This window comes from Streptomyces sp. NPDC107471, assembly GCF_055582845.1.
The window spans coordinates 280421-300379 of sequence record NZ_JBVJPC010000002.1 but is presented as its reverse complement, the minus strand read 5'-3'; the positions used below and the strand labels follow the sequence as shown (position 1 = coordinate 300379).

General features: G+C 71.5%; 20 protein-coding genes. 10 read left to right on the top strand and 10 right to left on the bottom strand.

Going from position 1 to position 19959, the window contains the following annotated elements:
- Positions 1 to 199 precede the first annotated feature (199 nt).
- Positions 200 to 943, top strand: a complete 744-nt coding sequence (locus ACZ66S_RS06245) for a hypothetical protein (RefSeq protein ID WP_469900034.1) — start codon at positions 200 to 202, stop codon at positions 941 to 943.
- Here the strand turns inward: ACZ66S_RS06245 and ACZ66S_RS06240 are convergent.
- Both ACZ66S_RS06240 and ACZ66S_RS06235 read right to left on the bottom strand, forming a co-directional pair.
- Positions 940 to 1449 carry a hypothetical protein gene (locus ACZ66S_RS06240; RefSeq protein WP_469900033.1) on the bottom strand — a complete coding sequence of 170 codons (510 nt, stop codon included), beginning with the start codon at positions 1447 to 1449 and terminating at the stop codon, positions 940 to 942. The two genes, ACZ66S_RS06245 and ACZ66S_RS06240, sit on opposite strands and share 4 nt — an antisense overlap.
- A 10-nt stretch (positions 1450 to 1459) precedes the next feature.
- On the bottom strand, positions 1460 to 2578 hold the full coding sequence (locus ACZ66S_RS06235; RefSeq protein ID WP_469900031.1) for a magnesium and cobalt transport protein CorA: 1119 nt from the start codon (positions 2576 to 2578) through the stop codon (positions 1460 to 1462).
- A 513-nt stretch (positions 2579 to 3091) separates the two neighbouring features.
- Here ACZ66S_RS06235 and ACZ66S_RS06230 point away from each other — a divergent pair.
- Positions 3092 to 3676 carry a suppressor of fused domain protein gene (locus ACZ66S_RS06230; protein ID WP_469900030.1) on the top strand — a complete coding sequence of 195 codons (585 nt, stop codon included), beginning with the start codon at positions 3092 to 3094 and terminating at the stop codon, positions 3674 to 3676.
- Between the two features lie 41 nt (positions 3677 to 3717).
- Here the strand turns inward: ACZ66S_RS06230 and ACZ66S_RS06225 are convergent, their stop codons facing one another.
- Positions 3718 to 4941 (bottom strand): MFS transporter, encoded by a 1224-nt coding sequence (locus ACZ66S_RS06225; RefSeq protein ID WP_469900028.1) that lies wholly within the window; start codon positions 4939 to 4941, stop codon positions 3718 to 3720.
- Between the two features lie 172 nt (positions 4942 to 5113).
- Between ACZ66S_RS06225 and ACZ66S_RS06220 the strand changes: the two genes are divergently transcribed.
- The 3 genes from ACZ66S_RS06220 (at position 5114) to ACZ66S_RS06210 (ending at position 7444) form a co-directional block, all read left to right on the top strand.
- Positions 5114 to 5755: a DUF6758 family protein gene (locus ACZ66S_RS06220; protein ID WP_469900027.1), complete on the top strand. Its 642-nt coding sequence runs from the start codon at positions 5114 to 5116 to the stop codon at positions 5753 to 5755.
- A gap of 135 nt (positions 5756 to 5890) precedes the next feature.
- Positions 5891 to 6748 (top strand): PHP domain-containing protein, encoded by an 858-nt coding sequence (locus tag ACZ66S_RS06215; protein WP_469900025.1) that lies wholly within the window; start codon positions 5891 to 5893, stop codon positions 6746 to 6748.
- 90 nt (positions 6749 to 6838) lie between these two features.
- A complete protein-coding gene (locus ACZ66S_RS06210) occupies positions 6839 to 7444 on the top strand; it encodes a MarC family protein (protein ID WP_053851370.1) in 606 nt (201 codons plus the stop codon).
- A 97-nt stretch (positions 7445 to 7541) separates the two neighbouring features.
- Here ACZ66S_RS06210 and ACZ66S_RS06205 read toward each other — a convergent pair whose 3' ends face one another.
- Positions 7542 to 7694: a hypothetical protein gene (locus ACZ66S_RS06205; RefSeq protein WP_007384531.1), complete on the bottom strand. Its 153-nt coding sequence runs from the start codon at positions 7692 to 7694 to the stop codon at positions 7542 to 7544.
- Positions 7695 to 7889: 195 nt separating this feature from the next.
- On the opposite strand from ACZ66S_RS06205, the gene ACZ66S_RS06200 reads away from it, so the two are divergent.
- Complete coding sequence (locus tag ACZ66S_RS06200) at positions 7890 to 8783, top strand: NYN domain-containing protein (protein ID WP_469900023.1); 894 nt, start codon at positions 7890 to 7892, stop codon at positions 8781 to 8783.
- A gap of 22 nt (positions 8784 to 8805) precedes the next feature.
- Here ACZ66S_RS06200 and ACZ66S_RS06195 read toward each other — a convergent pair whose 3' ends face one another.
- Both ACZ66S_RS06195 and ACZ66S_RS06190 read right to left on the bottom strand, forming a co-directional pair.
- Entirely contained in the window at positions 8806 to 9675 is an 870-nt protein-coding gene (locus ACZ66S_RS06195) for an alpha/beta fold hydrolase (RefSeq protein WP_469900021.1), read from the bottom strand.
- Between the two features lie 198 nt (positions 9676 to 9873).
- Complete coding sequence (locus ACZ66S_RS06190; RefSeq protein ID WP_469900020.1) at positions 9874 to 12342, bottom strand: DEAD/DEAH box helicase; 2469 nt, start codon at positions 12340 to 12342, stop codon at positions 9874 to 9876.
- 486 nt (positions 12343 to 12828) lie between these two features.
- Here ACZ66S_RS06190 and ACZ66S_RS06185 point away from each other — a divergent pair, with 486 nt between their 5' ends.
- On the top strand, positions 12829 to 13596 hold the full coding sequence (locus ACZ66S_RS06185; protein WP_053852936.1) for a ferritin-like fold-containing protein: 768 nt from the start codon (positions 12829 to 12831) through the stop codon (positions 13594 to 13596).
- Positions 13597 to 14211: 615 nt separating this feature from the next.
- Here the strand turns inward: ACZ66S_RS06185 and ACZ66S_RS06180 are convergent.
- The 4 genes from ACZ66S_RS06180 to ACZ66S_RS06165 form a co-directional block, all read right to left on the bottom strand.
- Positions 14212 to 14478 carry a hypothetical protein gene (locus ACZ66S_RS06180; protein ID WP_037720124.1) on the bottom strand — a complete coding sequence of 89 codons (267 nt, stop codon included), beginning with the start codon at positions 14476 to 14478 and terminating at the stop codon, positions 14212 to 14214.
- A 184-nt stretch (positions 14479 to 14662) separates the two neighbouring features.
- Entirely contained in the window at positions 14663 to 14890 is a 228-nt protein-coding gene (locus ACZ66S_RS06175) for a DUF3107 domain-containing protein (protein WP_020119766.1), read from the bottom strand.
- A gap of 184 nt (positions 14891 to 15074) precedes the next feature.
- A complete protein-coding gene (locus ACZ66S_RS06170; protein WP_053852937.1) occupies positions 15075 to 15716 on the bottom strand; it encodes a TetR/AcrR family transcriptional regulator in 642 nt (213 codons plus the stop codon).
- A gap of 256 nt (positions 15717 to 15972) precedes the next feature.
- Positions 15973 to 16206 carry a hypothetical protein gene (locus ACZ66S_RS06165; protein WP_469900018.1) on the bottom strand — a complete coding sequence of 78 codons (234 nt, stop codon included), beginning with the start codon at positions 16204 to 16206 and terminating at the stop codon, positions 15973 to 15975.
- Between the two features lie 203 nt (positions 16207 to 16409).
- On the opposite strand from ACZ66S_RS06165, the gene ACZ66S_RS06160 reads away from it, so the two are divergent.
- The 3 genes from ACZ66S_RS06160 to ACZ66S_RS06150 all read left to right on the top strand — a co-directional run bounded on the left by ACZ66S_RS06160 (position 16410) and on the right by ACZ66S_RS06150 (position 19899).
- Positions 16410 to 17492: an alpha/beta fold hydrolase gene (locus tag ACZ66S_RS06160; protein WP_469900017.1), complete on the top strand. Its 1083-nt coding sequence runs from the start codon at positions 16410 to 16412 to the stop codon at positions 17490 to 17492.
- A gap of 1295 nt (positions 17493 to 18787) precedes the next feature.
- Positions 18788 to 19747 carry a DUF3152 domain-containing protein gene (locus ACZ66S_RS06155; protein ID WP_469900015.1) on the top strand — a complete coding sequence of 320 codons (960 nt, stop codon included), beginning with the start codon at positions 18788 to 18790 and terminating at the stop codon, positions 19745 to 19747.
- Positions 19748 to 19803: 56 nt separating this feature from the next.
- Complete coding sequence (locus ACZ66S_RS06150) at positions 19804 to 19899, top strand: Ms4533A family Cys-rich leader peptide (RefSeq protein ID WP_365465703.1); 96 nt, start codon at positions 19804 to 19806, stop codon at positions 19897 to 19899.
- Positions 19900 to 19959 lie beyond the last annotated feature (60 nt).

Sequence of the window (19959 nt, the reverse complement as noted above, 5' to 3'; positions counted from 1 at the left end):
GCGTACGGGGGTGCGTACGAGGTGTTTCGTTCGTCGTTCGTTGTCCGGATTGCCCGCTCGGGAGGGCTTAAGGCTAGCCCGTACCGATCGGATACGCCCTGGTGAGAAGTCCGGACGGACTGGCTCCGCCCGGCGGTCGGAGCCCCGGTACGCTGCCGTACGCCGCTGAAGGACCCTCGTCGGAAAGGCAGCCCCACCTGTGACCGCGATTCCCCAGGGCCGTGCCCGCAGGACCGTTGTGGTGGGCGCGATGTGCGCCCTGGTCGTGACGGGAACGGGACTGACGGGCTGCAGCGAGGACCCCGACGCGGGCACCAACGGGGTCGGCAAACTGTCCGCCGAGCAGATCCAGTCGAAGACGCGGGCGGCCGCCGAGTCCGCCGGCGCGCTGCGTCTGTCGGGGAACGTGGTCACCAGCGGACGCACGTACAAACTCGACATGCGCCTGAATTCCGACGGGGGCATCGGCTCGGTCACCGCCGAGGGCACCACTTTCCAGCTCCTGCGGATCGGCGAGGAGCTGTACCTGAAGGCCGACGCGGGCTTCTGGACCCAGGCCGACGGCAAGGGCGACGACTCGGACGCGGCCGACAAGCTCGACGGCAAGTACGTGAAGGTGCCGTCGGGCGACCCGGCGTACCGGAAGTTCAGCGGTTTCACGGACAAGGACGTTCTCCTCGACGGACTTCTGACGCTGCACGGCAGCCTCGACACCGACGGCCACCACGAGCAGGCGGGTACCCGCACGATCCGCATCACGGGTGACAAGGGGGACGGCGGCACACTGGACGTCTCCCTGGAGGGCCGGCCGTACCCGCTGCGCCTGGCACGGGCGGGCGGCGCGGGCACCCTGACCTTCTCGGCCTGGGGCAAGGACTTCCCCCTGACCGAGCCGAAGAAGGACGAGACCGTGGACTACGGCAAGCAGCTACCGGCGTCCTAGCGTTTGCGGCGTTTCACCAGCAGCCGCGGCAGGCCCGCGGGGACCGGCTCACGGGTGGTCGCCGGTGTCGGCAGCGGCGGCGCCGCCAGGTCGCCCTCGGGGAGCGCGCCCGTGACCCCGGTCGGTTCGAGCCGGAGGACCCGGCACTCGCGGGACCAGCGCCCGGTCATCGCCTCGCCGTCGGGGGCGTTCAGCCGCTTGCCCTTCAGCTCGGCGACCGCCGCCTCCCACGCCTCGGACCCGGGCGCCAGCTCGACGACCCTCGCCGCCCAGGAGACCAGCCGGCCCCCCTTGTCCTTGCTGCGGACGGTCACCTCGGCGGTGTCCCCGTCGGCCAGTCCCGGCAGCGGCTGCTCGCCGGGCCCGTCGCCGACCAGGCACGCGGCGCCTTCGTGCCACACGTGCCACAGGGCGCGGGCCGGGCCGCCGGTTCCCCGGACCCAGACGAGGCCGGACTTCTTCGTGGCCTCCTCGACGAGGGCCCGGTCGAGCAGCTCACTTGTCATGGGGCCCACCCTAGAGCCAGCCGTTGCGCTTGAGGGTGCGGTGGATGCCCATGCAGATGACTCCGGTGATCGCCATGATCACCGGGTAGCCGAACCGCCAGTGGGTCTCCGGCATGTAGTCGAAGTTCATGCCGTAGACCCCGCACACCATCGTCGGTACGGCGATGATCGCGGCCCAGGACGTGATCTTCCGCATGTCCTCGTTCTGCGCGACGGACGCCTGCGCGAGGTTGGCCTGGAGGATCGAGTTGAGCAGTTCGTCGAAGCCGAGGACCTGCTCCTGGACCCGGGCGAGGTGGTCGGCGACGTCCCGGAAGTACTTCTGGATGTCGGGGTCCACCAGCCGCATCGGCCGCTCGCTGAGCAACTGCATGGGGCGCAGCAGCGGGGCGACGGCCCGCTTGAACTCCAGTACCTCACGCTTGAGCTGGTAGATCCGCGCCGAGTCGACACCGCGCGAGACCTTGCCGCCGCGTCCCGGGGTGAACACCTCGGTCTCCACCTCGTCGATGTCGTCCTGCACCGCGTCGGCGACCGCGACATAGCCGTCGACGACATGGTCGGCGATCGCGTGCAGCACCGCCGAGGGGCCCTTGGCGAGCAGTTCGGGGTCGTCCTGGAGCCGGTGCCGCAGCGCCCTGAGCGAGCCCTGGCCGCCGTGCCGGACGGTGATGAAGAAGTCCCGGCCGGTGAAGCACATGACCTCGCCGGTCTCGACGATCTCGCTGTTGGCGGTGAGTTCGTCGTGCTCGACGTAGTGGATGGTCTTGAAGACGGTGAACAGGGTGTCGTCGTAGCGCTCCAGCTTGGGCCGCTGGTGGGCCTGGACGGCGTCCTCGACGGCGAGCGGGTGGAGCCCGAACTCCGCGGCGATGCCGGAGAATTCGGCCTCGCTCGGCTCGTGCAGACCGATCCACACGAACCCGCCGTCGCGGCGGACCTGGCGCATCGCCTCGTGCGGGCTCGTCTGCTGGTCGGTCGGCACGCGCCGGCCGTCGCGGTAGACGGCGCAGTCGACGACGGCGGAGGGCGTCGAGGGGTCGCGCGTCGCGTCGTACGCGCCGGTGTCCTTGCGCAGCGAGGGACGCGACGGGCGCACGGCGGCACGCAGGTCACGGATCATCGACATGGCAGGCTCCTTCGTGACGGGCAACAAAGGGCGCCGGCGAGGGCTGGAACTACCCGGAATGGGGACGTCCTGCAAGGGGTATCCCCGCCCGTGAGGCAGGGGAAGGGTGTTTGGCACGTCCACAAAGCGGGGAGCACCGCACCATCGCGGTGGCGAGCTTCGCTACTGATTCAGCTACTGCTGGCGATCAGACAGATCAGGCAAAACGAACGAAGTGCTCTTCCGCACGAAGACGCGAACGTGAGAGGCGGCGGTTGCCGAAAGTCACAGAGCTGCATCAGCGGCCGGAAGAACGAGTGGTACTACCAGGTCGACTTCGATCCATGACAGCCCCACCTCCTCCGGCCGGTCCCTCGTAAGGGACGATCCATTCCCGTAAGGGAGTCTCACAAGGCGTCGGGACTCGATACGCGACGCTTCAGCGTGCTGCCCCGACGACCGGGCCAGAGTACCAGCAGGCCGAAGTGTCAAGGCGCTGCTTTGCCCGGTACTGACGAGTTCTATGCTCGCCGCATGGCAGATGTTCTTCCTCTGGTCGAGGCCCGGTTGCGCAGTGCGCTGGGCGAGCCGGACGCGCGCGCGGCGGTCACCTTCCTCGGCACGGACCGCATCGAGGTGCTCCGCTTCACCGACGGGGACGTCGTCCGCTACGCCAGTCTCGGCATGTCCGCCCAGCCGATGGGCGACCCCACCGCGATGCTCGCCGACCCGGTCAGGGGCCCGCGCGCCGAACTGCTCATCTCCGTACGGGCAGGGCTCGCCGACACCGACAAGGTGCTCCGCCCGCTCGCCGTGCTCGCCGCGTCCCCGCAGGTCGAGGGCGTGGTCGTGGCGCCGGGCGCCTCGCTCGACGTGGGTGAACCCCTGTGGCCCGGCGCTCCGTTCACCTCGGTCCTGGTCGCCGAGCCGGGCGGACTGGTCGAGGACCTGGAGCTCGACGAGCCCCTGGACCCGGTCCGCTTCCTGCCGTTGCTCCCCATGACGCCGAACGAGGCCGCCTGGAAGCGCGTCCACGGTGCCCCGGCCCTCCAGGAACGCTGGTTGACGAACGGGACGGACCTGAGGGATCCGTCCCGTAAATCCGTCCCGCTGGACTGAGCCTCGCGTGAGCAAGGTCACCAAGTGGTGGCCGGGAAGCGTCAGTTGGCGAAGACGGTGACGCCGTCCTCGGTCGCGTGCCGCGGCTCCAGCTCCTCGGCGTCGTGCGTGAGCGCCTTGCGCCGTACGACGACCACGAGCGCGCCCAGCACCGCGGTCACCGCGGCCACCACGAACGGGACGTGGATGTCGGTCCACTCCTCGATCTTCGGCGCGAAGTAGGGCGCCGCGGCCGCCGCGAACCAGCGCACGAAGTTGTAGCCCGCGCTCGCCACCGGGCGCGGGGCGTCCGACACGCCGAGCGCCAGCTCCGTGTAGACCGTGTTGTTCACGCCGATGAAGGCGCCGGACAGGATCGTGCACACGACGGCCGCGGTGTGGCCGCCGTAGCCGAGGACGAGCACGTCGAGCGCGAGCAGGACCAGCGAACCGCCGAGCACCTTCAGGGAGCCGAACCGCTCCTGCAGGCGCGGTGCGACGAACACCGAGAAGACGGCGAGCAGGACACCCCAGGCGAAGAACACGGCACCCGACTTGTACGGGGTCATGTCCAGCACGAACGGGGTGAAGGCCAGCACGGTGAAGAACGTGTAGTTGTAGAAGAACGAGGAGACCGCGGCCGAGGCGAGGCCGCCGTGGCCGAGGGCCTTGAGCGGGTCGAGCAGGGAGGTCTTGCGGGCCGGCTTCGGCTGCTCCTTCAGGAACGCCGTGATGCACAGGAAGCCGACGGCCATCAGGAAGGCCGTACCGAAGAACGGGTAGCGCCAGCTCGCGTCACCGAGCAGGGCGCCGAGCAGCGGGCCGCACGCCATGCCGAGGCCGAGGGCGGACTCGTACAGCAGGATCGCCGCCGCGCTGCCGCCGGCCGCCGCGCCGACGATGACGGCGAGGGCCGTGGAGACGAACAGGGCGTTGCCGAGACCCCAGCCGGCGCGGAAGCCGACCAGTTCGCCGACCGAGCCCGAGGTGCCCGCGAGCCCCGCGAAGACCACGACGAGGGCGAGGCCGAGCAGCAGGGTCTTCTTGCCGCCGATGCGGCTGGAGACGAACCCGGTCACCAGCATCGCGATCGCGGTGATCAGGAAGTACGAGGTGAACAGGAGGGAGACCTGGCTCGCCGTGGCGTCCAGGCCCTTCGCGATCGACGGCAGGATCGGGTCCACGAGTCCGATGCCCATGAAGGCGACGACGGACGCGCCCGCCGTCGCCCACACGGCCTTCGGCTGGCGCAGGATGCCGCCGGCTCCCGCATCGAAGGGGTCCATGGTCGTTCCTCCACTCCTCACGGAGATAGTTGGTATATGCATATAGTAAGTTAGCTCGGCTAATTAATGCAAGCTACATCTAGTTCTCCCTGGTGGGGCCTGGGTAACCCGTTCCGTCCGGACGGGTGATCGTCCTTGACGTGGCGGAGCGAGGGTAGGACCGTGGGGCCCTATGAGGGGCGAACCCAGTTGCCCGAAGTGTGGTGGCCGGGTCAGGGCTCCCGGACTCTTCGCCGATTCCTGGCAGTGCGACGTGCACGGGACGGTGCATCCGCTGCAGCCCGTGATCCCGCCCAGCGTCGAGGCCCTCGGTGTCGTGGTGCATCGCACGCAGGTGCCGGTGTGGATGCCGTGGCCCCTGCCGGTCGGCTGGCTGTTCACGGGCGTGGCCTGCGCCGGTGACGACCGCAGCGGCGGTCGTGCCACCGCGGTGGCCTGCACCGGACCCGGGCCGCTCGGCGGCGTCGGTGAGCTGATCCTGGTCGCCGAGGAACTCGGCGTCGGACTCGGGGCACGCTACGCCGGGATGGACGGCCCGGACCCCGGCCCCTACATGAGCGTGGAGAAGCCGCCGCAGGTGAAGGTCCTCGCCGCCGGCCGGCCGACGCCGCTGTGGCATGTCTCCGGAGCGCCGGAGGACCGGGCGGTCTTCGCGGGGGAGGCGCTGGGGCTGTGGCTGTGGGCCGTGGTGTGGCCCGAGCAGTCCGGACTGCTGATGTACGACGAGCTGGTGCTGACGGACCTGCGGGACGCGGGGGCGGAAGTGGAACTGGTGCCCTGCGGGGCGTTGTCGCCGCGCTTGCTGAAGCCGTAGCGCGTCAGGAACAGGGGTTGCGGTTCGGTGGCGGCCGCGCGCTCGTCGTGGCTGGGCGCGCAGTTCCCCGCGACCCTGGGGGGGTTACCCTTGGGTGTCCTTTTCTGTCCCCCCGGCCCGGTGGAGTTCCTCGTCGTGCGTATCGACCTGCACTGCCACTCCACGGCGTCCGACGGGACCGACACGCCCGCCGAGCTGGTGCGCAACGCCGCCGCTGCCGGGCTGGACGTCGTCGCCCTCACCGACCACGACACGACCCGCGGATACGCCGAGGCCGTCGCCGCCCTGCCCGCCGGGCTGACCCTCGTCACCGGGGCCGAGCTGTCCTGCCGGATCGACGGGGTGTCCCTGCACATGTTGGCCTACCTGTTCGACCCCGAGGAGCCGGAGCTGCTCGCCGAGCGGGAGCTCGTGCGGGACGACCGGGTGCCCCGGGCGCGCGGGATGGTGGCCAGGCTCCAGGAGCTGGGTGTGCCGGTCACCTGGGAGCAGGTGGCGCGGATCGCCGGAGACGGTTCGGTCGGGCGGCCGCACGTCGCCACCGCCCTCGTCGAGCTCGGGGTCGTACCGAGCGTGAACGACGCCTTCACCGGGGACTGGCTGGCCGACGGCGGTCGCGCCCATGTGGAGAAGCACGAGACCGACCCCTTCGAGGCGATCCGGCTGGTCAAGGGGGCCGGCGGGGTCACCGTGTTCGCTCACCCCGGCGCCAGCAAGCGCGGGCGCACCGTCCCGGAGTCCGCGATCGCCGAGATGGCCGCCGCCGGCCTCGACGGCATCGAGGTCGACCACATGGACCATGACGCGGAGACGCGCGTACGGCTGCGGGGGCTGGCCGCCGACCTGGGGCTGCTCGTCACCGGGTCCAGCGACTACCACGGCAGCCGCAAGACGGTCGCCCTCGGCGAGTACACGACGGACCCCGAGGTCTACGGGGAGATCACGCGGCGGGCGACGGGTGCGTTCCCCGTCCCCGGGACCGGCGGAATCTGAGGTCCGGCTCCGCTTCCCACCACCCGGCGCCGCCGGCCGTTCCCGTGCCCGGCGCCGTGTTCCACCTCTTTCCGTAAGGCCAGTTCCACCATGTTCGACGTCGCCGTCTTCGGCTCGCTCTTCCTCACCCTGTTCGTCATCATGGATCCCCCCGGGATCACCCCGATCTTCCTCGCGCTGACCGCAGGCCGGCCCGGCAAGGTGCAGAAGCGGATGGCCTTCCAGGCCGTCTGCGTGGCGGGCGGTGTCATCGCCGTCTTCGGGCTCCTGGGCCACCAGATCCTGAACTACCTGCATGTTTCCGTGCCCGCGCTGATGATCGCGGGCGGGCTGCTGCTCCTGCTGATCGCGCTCGACCTGCTCACCGGCAAGACCGACGAGCCGAAGCAGACCAAGGACGTCAACGTGGCGCTCGTGCCCCTCGGCATGCCCTTGCTGGCCGGGCCGGGTGCGATCGTCTCCGTCATCCTCGCCGTGCAGAAGGCCCACAGCGTCGCCACCCAGGTCTCGGTGTGGACGGCGATCCTGGCCATCCACGTCGTGCTGTGGCTGGTGATGCGGTACTCCCTGCTGATCATCCGGGTCATCAAGGACGGCGGGGTGGTGCTGGTGACCCGGCTCGCGGGCATGATGCTCTCCGCGATCGCCGTGCAGCAGATCATCAACGGGATCACCCAGGTGATCCAGGGGAGCTGAAGGTCCCGGACATGCGCAGAGCCCTCGCCGGGCGTGCATACCCGGCGGGGGCTCCGAAGCTTCAGCGGTGATCCGCGTCTGTGCTGTTCGGGTCAGGTCACGAGGCCGAGGTGTCGGCCGGTCGGATCCAGAGTCGCTGTCCTATGGCGGCGGCCTGCTGCACGATCCGGTTGACGGAGGCGGCGTCCACGACAGTGCTGTCCACGGGCGTGCCGTCGACGTCGTCGAGTCGCATGATTTCGAAGCGCATGGGCTTCTCCCTTCGTCTGGTCATCCTCCTGCGGAGAATTACTGCGTACGTGAGTAGTCAACGGGGTGCGTGTTACAAACATTCCCTACGCTAAAGAAATTTTTCGAACAACTAACTACTGACCGGTAAGCGAGTTTTCGGAGACTCCTTGGGACCGGTTGTGTTCGCAGCGTGACCGCCGGGACAATGGAGGCGATGAACGACGACCTGGCGCCACTGAGCGCCCGCATCGACCGCACCAACGAGCTGCTCACCCGCATGCTCGCCGAGGTCGCGAAGACGCCCTCGACGCATGCGATCTTTGTCGATGCGGGCTACCTCTACGCGGCCGCGGGACGACTCGTCACCGGCACCGAGGACCGTCGCGCCTTCGACCTCGACGCCGAGGGCCTGATCGAGGCCCTCATCGACCGGGCCCGCACCATCTTCGCGGACAGCCGACTGCTCAGGGTGTACTGGTACGACGGCGCGAGACGCCGCATCCACACGGCGGAGCAGCAGACCATCGCCGAACTCCCCGACGTCAAGGTCCGGTTGGGCAACCTCAACGCCAACAACCAGCAGAAGGGCGTCGACTCGCTGATCCGCTCCGACCTGGAGTCCCTGGCCCGTCACCGGGCGATCAGCGACGCGGCGCTCCTGGGCGGCGACGAGGACCTGGTCTCGGCGGTCGAGGCGGCCCAGGGCTACGGCGCCCGCGTCCACCTGTGGGGCATCGAGGCACCGGAGGGCCGCAACCAGGCGGAACCCCTCCTGTGGGAGGTCGACAGCCAGCGCACCCTCGACCTCGACTTCTTCAAGCCGTACGTCTCCCGGCGGGCCGCGGTCCCCTACGAGGCGACGGCCACCCGGCCCGCCCGAGAGGACGTCCGTTTCGTGGGCGCGCAGATCGCCGCGAAGTGGCTCGCGGAGCGCGGGCGGGCGGCGCTCCAGGAGCTCCTGCCCGGGCATCCCTATCTGCCGGGCTCGGTGGACCAGGACCTGCTGGTGGAGGCGGAGGGGCTGCTCCAGTACTCCCTGCGCGGGCAGGCCGACCTGCGGCGGGCGCTGCGCGACGGCTTCTGGGAGCACCTCCAGGGACAGTACTGACGGCTCCGGCCCCGCGGGGTGCTCAGATGCCGAGGCTGTCCCAGAAGTCGGCCAGGGCTTGGGCCGTGGGGAGGGGCTCGTCGGCGTTGGGGGAGTGGTCGGCGCCCGCGATCACCGTGCGCCGGGCGCGCAGCCGTGCGGCCATGTCGTCGAGGAGAGGCACCGGCCAGGTGTCGTCCTGCGAACCGGACAGCACGTGGAACGGCAGCGGGACGGCGGCGAGTTCGCCCACGAGATCCGGTTCCGTGCACAACTGGCGCCCGGTCGCGAGGAGTTGGGCGGGCTTGTTGCCGAGCCAGCGGCGGCGGAGCTGTACGACGTCCCCGATGCCCTGCGCGGGACCGCCGACCTCCTCCGGCGGGCCCATGGCCAGGATCGCGTCCCACACCTCGGCCATCGTCATCACGCCGAGCGCGTCCCGCAGCAGTTTCACGCGCTGCTGCTGGGAGTCGGAGATCTGCGCCGGGCCGGAGGAGACGAGGGTGAAGGAGAGGAAGGGGGAGTGGTCGAGCAGTACGGCGGCGCGCGCGATCTGGCCGCCCAGTGAGTGCCCGACCAGGTGCACGGGGGTGTCCAGGGCGGCGGTCTGGGCGAGCACGTCCCGCGCCAACTCACCGCGCGTATAGGCGGATTCGTCGGTCTCCGGCCCGTCCGACTCGAACTGGCCCCGCCCGTCCACGGCCACGACCCGGTAGCCGCGCGCGGTGAGCGGTTCGTGGAGCAGCGTGAAGTCCTCCTTGCTCCCCGTGAACCCGGGAAGCAGCAGCGCCGTGCCCTTCGCGGAGACACCGGGGGGCACGGCCGAGTCCACGACCGCGAACTCACCGCGGGCGGTACGCAGGGGGTAGGCGCGGGCGCCGGGCGGCGGGGTGAAGACGGCTCGGGTGCTCACGGGGTGAGGGTATCGGGCGGGGGTGACGGGGCGGGGCCGGCGGGTGCGTCGCGGGTTGCGCGTTCCCGCCGCCCCCTGGTGGGCCCCGGCGACGCGGACGGCGCGGGTTCGTCGTGAGTCCGCGCGTCCCCTTGATCGGTCCCGGTAACGCCGACGGCCCGGCCCCCTGAGTGAGGGGACCGGGCCGTCGGTGTCGGATCAGCTCTCCGCGGGCTCCGCGGCGGCCGTCTTGCGGGTTCGGCGACGCGGGGCGGCAGCCTTGGGCTCCTGGTCCGCCTGGGCCGGGATCTCGGCGGTCACCGCGGGCTCGGCGGCCTTGCGGGTGGTGCGCCGACGGGGCTTGGCCTCGGTGGCCTCGGCCGTGTCCACGGCCGCCTCGGCGGTGGTGGTGGCCTTGGCGGCGGTCTTGCGGGTCCGGCGGGGCTTGGCCTCCACGGCTTCCGCCGTGTCGACGGCCGCCTCGGCGACGGGCGCGGCCGCGGCCTTGCGGGTGCGGCGCGGCTTGGTGACCGTGCCCTCCGCGGTGTCCACGGCCGCCTCGGCGGCCTTCTCAGCGCTCGCCGCTTTCGCGGTGCTCGCCGTCTTCCGCGTCCGCCGGGGCTTGGCCGCCTCGGCCGTCTCCGGCTCCGCGACCGGCTGGGCCGGGATCTCGGCGGTCACCGTGGGCTCGGCGGCCTTGCGGGTGGTGCGCCGACGGGGCTTGGCCTCGGTGGCCTCGGCCGTGTCCACGGCCGCCTCGGCGGTGGTGGTGGCCTTGGTCGCGGTCTTGCGGGTGCGGCGCGGCTTGGTGACCGTGCCCTCCGCGGTGTCCACGGCGGCTTCGGCCGCGGGTGCGGCGGCGGCCTTGCGGGTGCGGCGCGGCTTGGTCTCCGTGGCCTCGGCCGTGTCCACCGCGGCCTCGGCGGGAGCCGCCGCAGCCGTCTTGCGGGTACGACGCGGCTTCGTGGCCGGGGCCTCGGCCGCCGGAGCGGTCTCGGCGACGGGGGCTGCTTCCGTGACCGGAGCTGCCTCCGTGACCTGCGCGGCCTCGACGACGGTCTCCACCGCGGCCGGCGTCTCCGCGGACTTGCGGGTCCGGCGGCGGCGCGGCTTGGCCGAGGTCTCGGCGTCGAGGGCCGGGCCCTCCGCCGTGGCGACGACGGACTCCGCGGTCTCGGACACGGCCGGCTCGACCGGCGCCGCTGCCGTGGTCGCGGTGGTCGTGACCGGTGCCGAGTCGGACGCTCCGCTACGGGTGCGGCGACGGCGACGCGGGGTGCGGGTCGCCGTTGCGTCCTCGACAGCGGTGGTCTCCGACGGGGCGACGGCCTCGACGGGGGCACTCGCGTCCAGCGAGGTTCCGCCACGGGTACGACGGCGACGGCGCGGCGTACGCTCCGAGCGCTCACGGTCGGCGGAGCGGGACTCGTCCCGGCCACCTCGTCCGCGACCCCGGTCACGGTCACGGTCGCCACGACCGCGGGCCCCGCGTCCGCCCGGCTCGCCCAGGTCCTCGAGCTCCTCCGCGTCGAGCCCGGCGCGCGTGCGCTCGGTCCGCGGCAGGACACCCTTGGTGCCCGCGGGGATGCCCAGGTCCTCGTAGAAGTGCGGGGAGGTGGAGTACGTCTCCGGCGGGTCGTTGAAGTCGAGCTCCAGCGCCTTGTTGATGAGCTGCCAGCGCGGGATGTCGTCCCAGTCGACGAGGGTGATCGCGATGCCCTTGGCACCCGCGCGGCCGGTCCGGCCGATGCGGTGCAGGTACGTCTTCTCCTCTTCGGGGGACTGGTAGTTGATGACGTGCGTGACGCCCTCGACGTCGATACCGCGCGCGGCGACGTCGGTGCAGACGAGGACGTCCACCTTGCCGTTGCGGAAGGCGCGCAGCGCCTGCTCGCGGGCGCCCTGGCCCAGGTCGCCGTGGACCGCGCCGGCGGCGAAGCCGCGCTGCTTGAGCTGGTCGGCGAGGTCGGCCGCGGTGCGCTTGGTACGGCAGAAGACCATGGCCAGTCCCCGGCCGTCGGCCTGCAGGATGCGCGCGACCATCTCGGGCTTGTCCATGTTGTGCGCGCGGTACACGTGCTGCTTGGTGTTCGCGACCGTCCTGCCCGCGTCGTCGGGCGAGGTGGCGTTGATGTGCGTGGGCTGCGACATGTAGCGGCGCGCGAGACTGATGACGGCGCCCGGCATGGTCGCCGAGAACAGCATCGTCTGGCGGCGGGCCGGCAGCATGTTGATGATCTTCTCGACGTCGGGCAGGAAGCCCAGGTCGAGCATCTCGTCGGCCTCGTCGAGGACGAGCGCCTTGATGTGGCCGAGGTTGAGCTTCTTCTGGCCCGCGAGGTCCAGGAGCCGGCCCGGGGTGCCGACGACGACGTCGACGCCCTTCTTCAGGGCCTCGACCTGGGGCTCGTAGGCGCGGCCGCCGTAGATGGCGAGAACGCGGACGTTGCGTACCTTGCCCGCCGTCTGGAGGTCGTTGGTGACCTGCGTGCACAGCTCGCGCGTGGGGACCACGACGAGCGCCTGCGGGGCGTCGGTCAACGCCTCGGGCTTGGCCCGGCCGGCCTCGACGTCGGCGGGGACGGTGACGCGCTCGAGGAGCGGGAGGCCGAAGCCCAGCGTCTTGCCGGTGCCGGTCTTGGCCTGGCCGATGACGTCGGAGCCGGAAAGGGCGACCGGGAGCGTCATCTCCTGGATGGGGAAGGGGGTGATGATGCCGACGGCCTCGAGGGCCTCGGCCGTCTCGTTCAGAATCCCGAGATCGCGGAAAGTCGTAGTCAGGGTGCTGCCTCTTCTGTGTGCGCGGTGCGAGGCGAGCGCGGGGGGTCGTCTACCGTGCTGGGGACGTCGGCTGCCTTACGGGTTGAGCCGTAATGGCACGGGACCACTGCCGACGCTCTAGCGCTCGTACCGCTGAGGGTCCCCCTCCGAACTCCGTACGCACAGTGCCGTACGGGCGAGGAGGGCTGTCGGGTCGGAGCCGATCGGGCCACCGACCGGGCATCCTCATACGTGCGGCCTGTCGAGGTACGGCACACTCACGAAGTGCCGTCGTACCAGCAGGCGCATTACCACCATACCTCGGAATCGCGCACATGTGATGGCCGATTTGGTCACGTAGTCGTCGTCACACTGATTGACCAGGGCCTTCCGACGTCCGGAGAGCGGGCTATTGTGCGCTTCATGACGACCTCTGACAAGCCCGACAACGCCTCCGAGACCCCTGCCGAACCCACCGTCGAGCACACCGGTGTCGCCGCCCAGGACTGGACGAAGGCCGCCGCCGACCCGCAGTACCGAGCCGCGGTCGTCGACCTGCTCGGCGCGCTCGCGTACGGCGAGCTCGCGGCCTTCGAGCGGCTCGCGGAGGACGCCAAGCTGGCGCCGACGCTGGCGGACAAGGCGGAGCTGGCGAAGATGGCGTCGGCGGAGTTCCACCACTACGAGAAGCTGCGGGACCGGCTGACGGAGATCGGCGAGGAGCCGACGCTGGCGATGGAGCCGTTCGTCGCGGCCCTCGACGGCTTCCACCGGCAGACGGCGCCCTCGGACTGGCTGGAAGGGCTCGTCAAGGCGTACGTCGGCGACTCGATCGCCAGCGACTTCTACCGCGAGGTCGCCGCGCGGCTCGACACCGACTCGCGCGAGCTGGTGCTGGCCGTCCTCGACGACACCGGGCACGCCGGGTTCGCCGTCGAGAAGGTGCGGGCGGCGATCGACGCGGACCCGCGCGTGGGCGGGCGACTCGCCCTGTGGGCACGGCGGTTGATGGGCGAGGCGCTGTCCCAGTCCCAGCGGGTCGTCGCGGACCGGGACGCGCTGTCGACGATGCTCGTCGGGGGCGTCGCGGACGGGTTCGACCTCGCCGAGGTGGGGCGGATGTTCTCCCGGATCACCGAGGCACACACGAAGCGGATGGCGGCGCTGGGGTTGGCGGCGTAGGCGTGCGCGAGGGGGGTGCCGCTCGGGTGTCCTGGGGCTGACGGCTGACGGCTGACGGCTGACGGCTGACGGCTGACGGCTGACGGCTGACGGCTAACGGCTAACGGCCTGGCGGCTGCGGCTGGGGTGCGGCTCGGATTGTGGCTGCCGGTTCGGGTGGGGCCGCTGTGGGCGGGGCCTGTGCCGACTTGCCTCGCGTCGCCTTGGTGTCGCGGGACGCGGGAGGCTTGTGCCGGGGCTCTGCGCGCACTCGAAGCGGATGGCGGTGCCGGGGTTGGCGGCGTAGGCGTGCGCAAGGGGGCTGGGGTCGTGCACGGCTGACGGCTGGCGGCCTGATGGCTGGAGCTGGGGTACGGGTCTGACTGTGGCTGCCGGTTCGGGTGGGCCGCTGTGGGCGGGGCCTGTGCCGACTTGCCTCGCCTCGCTTTGGTGTCGTGGGAGGCCTGTGCCGGGGCTCTGGGCGCGATGCGGAGCCGGGGCCCTGATGCCCGGAGTACTACCGGTGCTGCGTGGCGTTGACGTCGCGTGACCTTGCCGCCGTGCGGCGGCGGAGCCGGGTGGCGTCGAGCCGCCCGCGCGGGCGAGCCGCAGAGGGGCCCTACGGCCGCTTCCCGCTCACGCCGTCGCCGAGCGGCGGAGTCTTCCCGACGGGCGCAGGAGCAGGGACAGGGAGGCGACCGAGACCACGGCCGCGCCCAGGAGGATCAGCAGGATGTTGCCCGGGTCCAGCGCGGTGTGGGTCACGAAGGCGCCGAAGAGGGCTCCCGCGGTGCCCGTCGCGAGGACCAGGGAGCGCGTCGGCAGGCGGTGCGCGAGTCGGTGTGCGGCCACCCCCGCCAGCACCAGACCGAGCAGAGCGGAGCCGAGCGCTTCGATCAACATCATGGGGTCCCTCCCACACGGCCACACTGCGCATTACGGTCGTAGCCCGTCATACCCGTGACCTGCGGAATGCAATCCTCCCGCGGACGCAGTTCGTGCTCCATACGGGGAGGAAAGAACCCGGCCGCCACACGAGAGGGGCCCGGCGACCGTGCGGTCCCCGGGCCCCTCTACATGCGTCTGCCTACAGCGCGCCGAAGCCCACCTTGCGCGGAGCCGGCTCGCCGAGCTCGACGTACGCGAGACGGTCGGCCGGGACGAGGACCTTGCGGCCGTGCTCGTCCACCAGGCTCAGCAGTTGGGACTTGCCGGCCAGGGCCTCCGCCACCGCCCGCTCGACCTCCTCGGCGCTCTGACCGCTCTCCAGAACGATCTCGCGGGGCGCGTGCTGCACGCCGATCTTGACCTCCACGGCTATGTCCCTCCGACGGTCAGTGAAGTGCGCGACCTTCCGCGCCGTACCCAGCACACATTAGCCCGGTGAGGGGACCTGCATGCTCCGCGCGAGAACGCCAACAGCGAACATCGGGCGGGAACAAACGACCCGCACGCGTGCGTGCGGGTCGTTCGTGATCGCGATGTGGTCCCGAGGGCGGCTAGTGGTGCTCCGTGCCGTGCAGCGGGAATCCGGCGATGCCCCGCCACGCCAGTGACGTCAGCAACTGGACCGCCTGGTCGCGCGGGACGCTGCGGTCGCTGTGCAGCCAGGACCGGGCCACCACCTGGGCGAGCCCGCCGAGGCCCGACGCGAGCAGCATCGACTCCGCGCGCGAGAGGCCGGTGTCCTCGGCGATCACGTCGCAGATCGCCTCGGCGCACTCGTTGGTGACCTTGTCGACGCGCTCGCGCACCGCGGGCTCGTTCGTCAGGTCCGACTCGAAGACCAGGCGGAAGGCGCCGCCGTCGTCCTCGACGTATGCGAAATAGGCGTCCATGGTCGCCCGGACGCGCTGCTTGTTGTCGGTCGTCGACGCGAGCGCGGCGCGTACCGCCTGGATCAGGGACTCGCAGTGCTGGTCCAGCAGCGCGAGATAGAGGTCGAGCTTGCCCGGGAAGTGCTGGTAGAGCACCGGCTTGCTGACGCCGGCCCGCTCGGCGATGTCGTCCATCGCGGCCGCGTGGTAGCCCTGTGCCACGAAGACTTCCTGCGCGGCGCCCAGCAACTGGTTCCGTCGGGCCCGGCGCGGCAGGCGCGTCCCTCGCGGGCGTGCCGCCTCTGTCTGCTCGATGGCTGTCACGCCGCCTCCCAATGTCGTCCACATGCGGTGTGCGCCGCGCCGCCATCGTACTTTTCGGTAACCGTGCTGTGCGCGCTGCGAGCGCAGAATTTCACGGACCGGACGGTGACGAAAGCCGCGCAAAGGTTTCAAACGGTCATGCAGCGGGCAAGGGGCCCGCCATCCCCGCTCGGAAATGCCCTGATGAGTGCGCTGCCGACCGCCCCGTGCCGCGGCCGCGCCACCGGCGTCACCGATGCGGCGGCCGTCACCGGCGTCACCGATAGTCGTCCTCGTCGAGCGAGACGATCCGGGCCTGCTCGACGAGGTCGGCCTCGTTGGCCCGGTCGGGGTCGACGCCGGTCAGCGGGTCGTCGCGGTCGGGGGCGATGTCGGTGTGCTGCTCGGCCGCGTCACCCTCGGGGGCCTCGACGTCGAGCTCGACGACGTCGTCCTCCTCGCGTGCCTCCGGGTCGGCGAAGACCTCGGGGTCGGTGGGGTCGTAGGCCATGGTGGGCTCCCTTCCTAGAACGTCCCTGATGTACACAGGGGGCCACATGCGGGTGCCCTGCGTACGAGCCTAGGAGACACACGATCTGGACGCCATGCGATGTACGTGCCGTCATGCGTGCATCGCGGCCCGCCGACCTCGTACATATGGCTTGTGATGGCGAACACATGAACCAGTGCGTGATCGTCTCGTAACATTGCCGCATGTCTTCGACCGAGCTGCCCTTCGTGCCGCCCGCCACCGTTCTTCCCAAAGTGGCACCCGTCAGGGTCGGCGAGGGCGAGCGGCTCAGGTCGGTGCGGCTGCCGGGGATCACGCTGACGGTGCGTTCGAGGCCGCCCGCGCGGGAGGGGCTGCCGCCCGCGTTGTACGTCCACGGCCTCGGCGGTTCCTCGCAGAACTGGTCGGCGCTGATGGAGCAGCTCGAGGGCGATGTCGACGGCGAGGCGGTCGATCTGCCCGGCTTCGGCGACTCCCCGCCGCCGGACGACGGCAACTACTCGATCACCGCCCACGCGCGCGCGGTGATCCGTCATCTCGACGCCTCCGGGCGCGGGCCCGTCCACCTCTTCGGGAACTCCCTCGGGGGCGCGGTGTCGACGCGCGTCGCGGCGGTGCGGCCCGACCTGGTGCGCACCCTCACCCTCGTCTCGCCGGCCCTCCCCGAGCTCCGTGTCCAGCGCAGCGCCGTGCCCACGGGACTGCTGGCGCTGCCCGGTGTGGCCGGCCTGTTCACCCGCCTCAGCAAGGACTGGACGGCCGAGCAGCGCGTCCGCGGCGTCACCGCCCTCTGCTACGGCGACCCCGGGCGGGTCAGTCCGGAGGGCTTCCGGAACGCGGTGGAGGAGATGGAACGGCGGCTGCAACTGCCGTACTTCTGGGACGCGATGGCGCGTTCCGCGCGCGGACTCGTGAACGCGTACACGCTGGGCGGCCAGCACGCGCTGTGGCGCCAGGCCGAGCGCGTCCTCGCCCCCACACTGCTCGTCTACGGCGGCCGCGACCAGCTCGTCGGCTTCCGCATGGCCCAGAAGGCGGCCCGTACCTTCCGCGACTCCCGCCTGCTGACCCTGCCGGAGGCGGGGCACGTGGCGATGATGGAGTACCCGGAGACAGTGGCGGTGGCCTTCCGGGAGTTCGCCGCGGACAAGGCGGCTGCGGGCACTTCCGGCGGTTCCGTGGGAGGCTCTGACCGGCGCGACCGCTCCGCGGGTGCCCCGGGCGACGGGGCGGACGCCGCAACGGCCTCCGGCGACGGGGCCGACACCACCACTCTGGGGAGCTGAGGCGCGGCGTGGGACGCCACAGTCGACGCGGGCCCGCTCCCAAGAAGGGGCCCGACAAAGGCAGTTCGGGAAAAAGCGGTTCGGGCCAGGCGGCCGCCGAGGCGGTGCGGGGCGCGACGGACACGCCGGGCCGCGAACACACTCCGGCTCCTCCCGCCCCGCAAGCTGCCCGGCAGGGGATGCCGGTGGGCCGAGGGCGCGAGTACGGGGCCCCGGGGGCAGGGCCGCCGAGCGGTTCTTCGGGGTACCGGGTGCCGACGCAGGGCACGCCCGGGCCTGGGAGCGGTGCGCCCTGGCGACCTGACGGCGCGTCTGGGCGGGCCTACCAGCAGCCTTCTGACGGGACGTCGCCGTCCGGCTCGGGTCTGCCGCCGATCTCTGACGGGGCGTCGGGGCGGGGGTTTCCGAGGGGACCGGGTGGGGTGGCGTCCGGGGGCGGTTCTCCTCGGGTTCCTGACGGGACGCCCGCGCGTGGCGTGCCCCGGCTTCCTGACGGCACACCTGCGCACGGCTTCCCCCGACTTCCCGACGGCACACCCGCGCGTGGCGTTCCGCGGTTTGCGGAGGGGACGCCCGCGCACGGGATTCCGCGGCTTTCTGACGGGACGCCTGCGGGTGGGATTCCGAGGCTTCCTGACGGCACCCCCGCGCACGGGTTCCCGCGACTTCCTGACGGGACGCCCGCGCATGGTTTCCCCCAGGTTCAGGGCGGGGTGACGCCTGGGCCCGGGAATCCCCGAGTTTCTGGTGGCACGCCTGCGCATGGGGTCCCGCGGCTGCCGGACGGAACGCCCGCGCGGGGCGTTCCCCGGATGCCCGACGGCACTCCCGCGCACGGCTTCCCCCGGCTTCCCGACGGGACGCCTGCGCAGGGGACCTCGCGACTGCCGGACGGGACGCCTGCGCATGGGATCCCGCGGCTTCCCGACGGCACGCCCGCGCGTGGGGTCCCCCGGGTGCCCGGTGGGGCGTCCGGGCAGGGTGTGCGGCGGTTCCCGGACGGGACGCCGGCCGAGGGCTTCCCGCGGGGTGCCGACGGCACGCCGGTCCAGGGCGTGCCCGGGGCTGTCGACCGGACGCCTGCCCGGGGCGCCCCCCGGGTTCGGGGTGGGCATCCCGAGCAGCGTGAATCCGGGGGTGCCTGGGGGGAGTTGAGCGGTCAGGAGTCGGGCGGGTACGCCGACCGACCCGGACCCGGACCCGGAGTCGCTCCGCCGCGGCAGCGGCAGGGGCCGGCCGGTCGACGGTCGGGTCCGCGACAGGACTACGTCGACGCCTTCGCCGACGGCGGAGACGTGGACCTCTTCTCGCCCAGAGGGCCCCGCGGCGACGCGCACCCCTACGGCTCCGTCACCGACTGGCCGGACGATGCCGACGACACCCGCGGCCGCACAGACGCGGACGCCGGCTCCGGCGACGTGCCCCCGGACGACCAGCCCCCGACGGCCAAGGGCGGCAAGGGCCGAGCGTTCACCGGCATCGCGGCCGCCGCAGTCGTCACCGTGCTCGCCGTCGTCGTGGCCGGGCAGGTCACCGACGGACGCGGCACCGCCTCGGGCGCGCAGTCCGCGACCGACCAGGCGCGGGACGCGCGCGACACCGGCACGGGCGTGGTCGAGCCGGCCTCGCCGTCGCCCTCGGCCGTCGTGGCACCGCTGACGTACGAGCAGAAGATGGACACGAAGTACCCGCTGAGCGCCAAGCTGGACGGCTCGGGGAAGTTCGACGCCGTCCAGGGGGTCGACAAGGCGCCCGGCAAGGGGCAGAAGTACACCTACCGCGTGGACGTGGAGCAGGGGCTCGGACTCGACGGCGCCCTCTTCGCCGAGGCCGTGCAGAAGACGCTCAACGACAAGCGGAGCTGGGCCCACGGCGGCGCCCGCACCTTCGAGCGCGTCTACTCCGGCAAGCCCGACTTCGTGATCACCCTCGCCAGCCCCGGCACCACGGCCGACTGGTGTGCCAAGTCCGGCCTCGACACGACCGAGGACAACGTCTCGTGCGACTCGGCCGCCACCGAACGCGTGATGATCAATGCGTATCGATGGGCGCAGGGATCAACCACATACGGTGATCAGATCCATGCGTACCGGCAGATGTTGATCAACCACGAGGTCGGCCACCGCCTCGGCTACTCCCACGTGACCTGCGACAAGAACGGCGAGCTCGCGCCGGTCATGCAGCAGCAGACCAAGTTCCTCGACCACGACGGAATCCACTGCCGGGCCAACCCCTGGCCGTACCCCGGGAGTTGACAGACGACGCAGATGTCACATTGACATGTGTTGATCGGTCGTCCATATTTCAGATCATGTGGTCCCGTCACGCCGTCGAGAGCAGCGCCGCCATCGAGCTGGCGCTCATCGGTGTGACCCCGCTCTGCGTGGCCGACATCCTCTGTCGCTGACGCCCGCCCCCAGGCGCGCGCGTCGCGAATCCCGCATTTCTCCGTGACCCAGGGTCACGG

What these genes read in the sequence shown, in the direction of transcription:
- ACZ66S_RS06220 (WP_469900027.1), top strand. Translation starts at nt 5,114, where the DNA reads ATGAGGGGCGAACCCAGTTGCCCGAAGTGTGGTGGCCGGGTCAGGGCT.
- ACZ66S_RS06210 (WP_053851370.1), top strand. Translation starts at nt 6,839, where the DNA reads ATGTTCGACGTCGCCGTCTTCGGCTCGCTCTTCCTCACCCTGTTCGTC.
- ACZ66S_RS06240 (WP_469900033.1), bottom strand. Translation starts at nt 1,449, where the DNA reads ATGACAAGTGAGCTGCTCGACCGGGCCCTCGTCGAGGAGGCCACGAAG.
- ACZ66S_RS06190 (WP_469900020.1), bottom strand. Translation starts at nt 12,342, where the DNA reads ATGACGCTCCCGGTCGCCCTTTCCGGCTCCGACGTCATCGGCCAGGCC.
- ACZ66S_RS06150 (WP_365465703.1), top strand. Translation starts at nt 19,804, where the DNA reads ATGTGGTCCCGTCACGCCGTCGAGAGCAGCGCCGCCATCGAGCTGGCG.
- ACZ66S_RS06235 (WP_469900031.1), bottom strand. Translation starts at nt 2,578, where the DNA reads ATGTCGATGATCCGTGACCTGCGTGCCGCCGTGCGCCCGTCGCGTCCC.
- ACZ66S_RS06165 (WP_469900018.1), bottom strand. Translation starts at nt 16,206, where the DNA reads ATGGCCTACGACCCCACCGACCCCGAGGTCTTCGCCGACCCGGAGGCA.
- ACZ66S_RS06160 (WP_469900017.1), top strand. Translation starts at nt 16,410, where the DNA reads ATGTCTTCGACCGAGCTGCCCTTCGTGCCGCCCGCCACCGTTCTTCCC.
- ACZ66S_RS06205 (WP_007384531.1), bottom strand. Translation starts at nt 7,694, where the DNA reads ATGCGCTTCGAAATCATGCGACTCGACGACGTCGACGGCACGCCCGTG.
- ACZ66S_RS06180 (WP_037720124.1), bottom strand. Translation starts at nt 14,478, where the DNA reads ATGTTGATCGAAGCGCTCGGCTCCGCTCTGCTCGGTCTGGTGCTGGCG.
- ACZ66S_RS06200 (WP_469900023.1), top strand. Translation starts at nt 7,890, where the DNA reads ATGAACGACGACCTGGCGCCACTGAGCGCCCGCATCGACCGCACCAAC.
- ACZ66S_RS06225 (WP_469900028.1), bottom strand. Translation starts at nt 4,941, where the DNA reads ATGGACCCCTTCGATGCGGGAGCCGGCGGCATCCTGCGCCAGCCGAAG.
- ACZ66S_RS06230 (WP_469900030.1), top strand. Translation starts at nt 3,092, where the DNA reads ATGGCAGATGTTCTTCCTCTGGTCGAGGCCCGGTTGCGCAGTGCGCTG.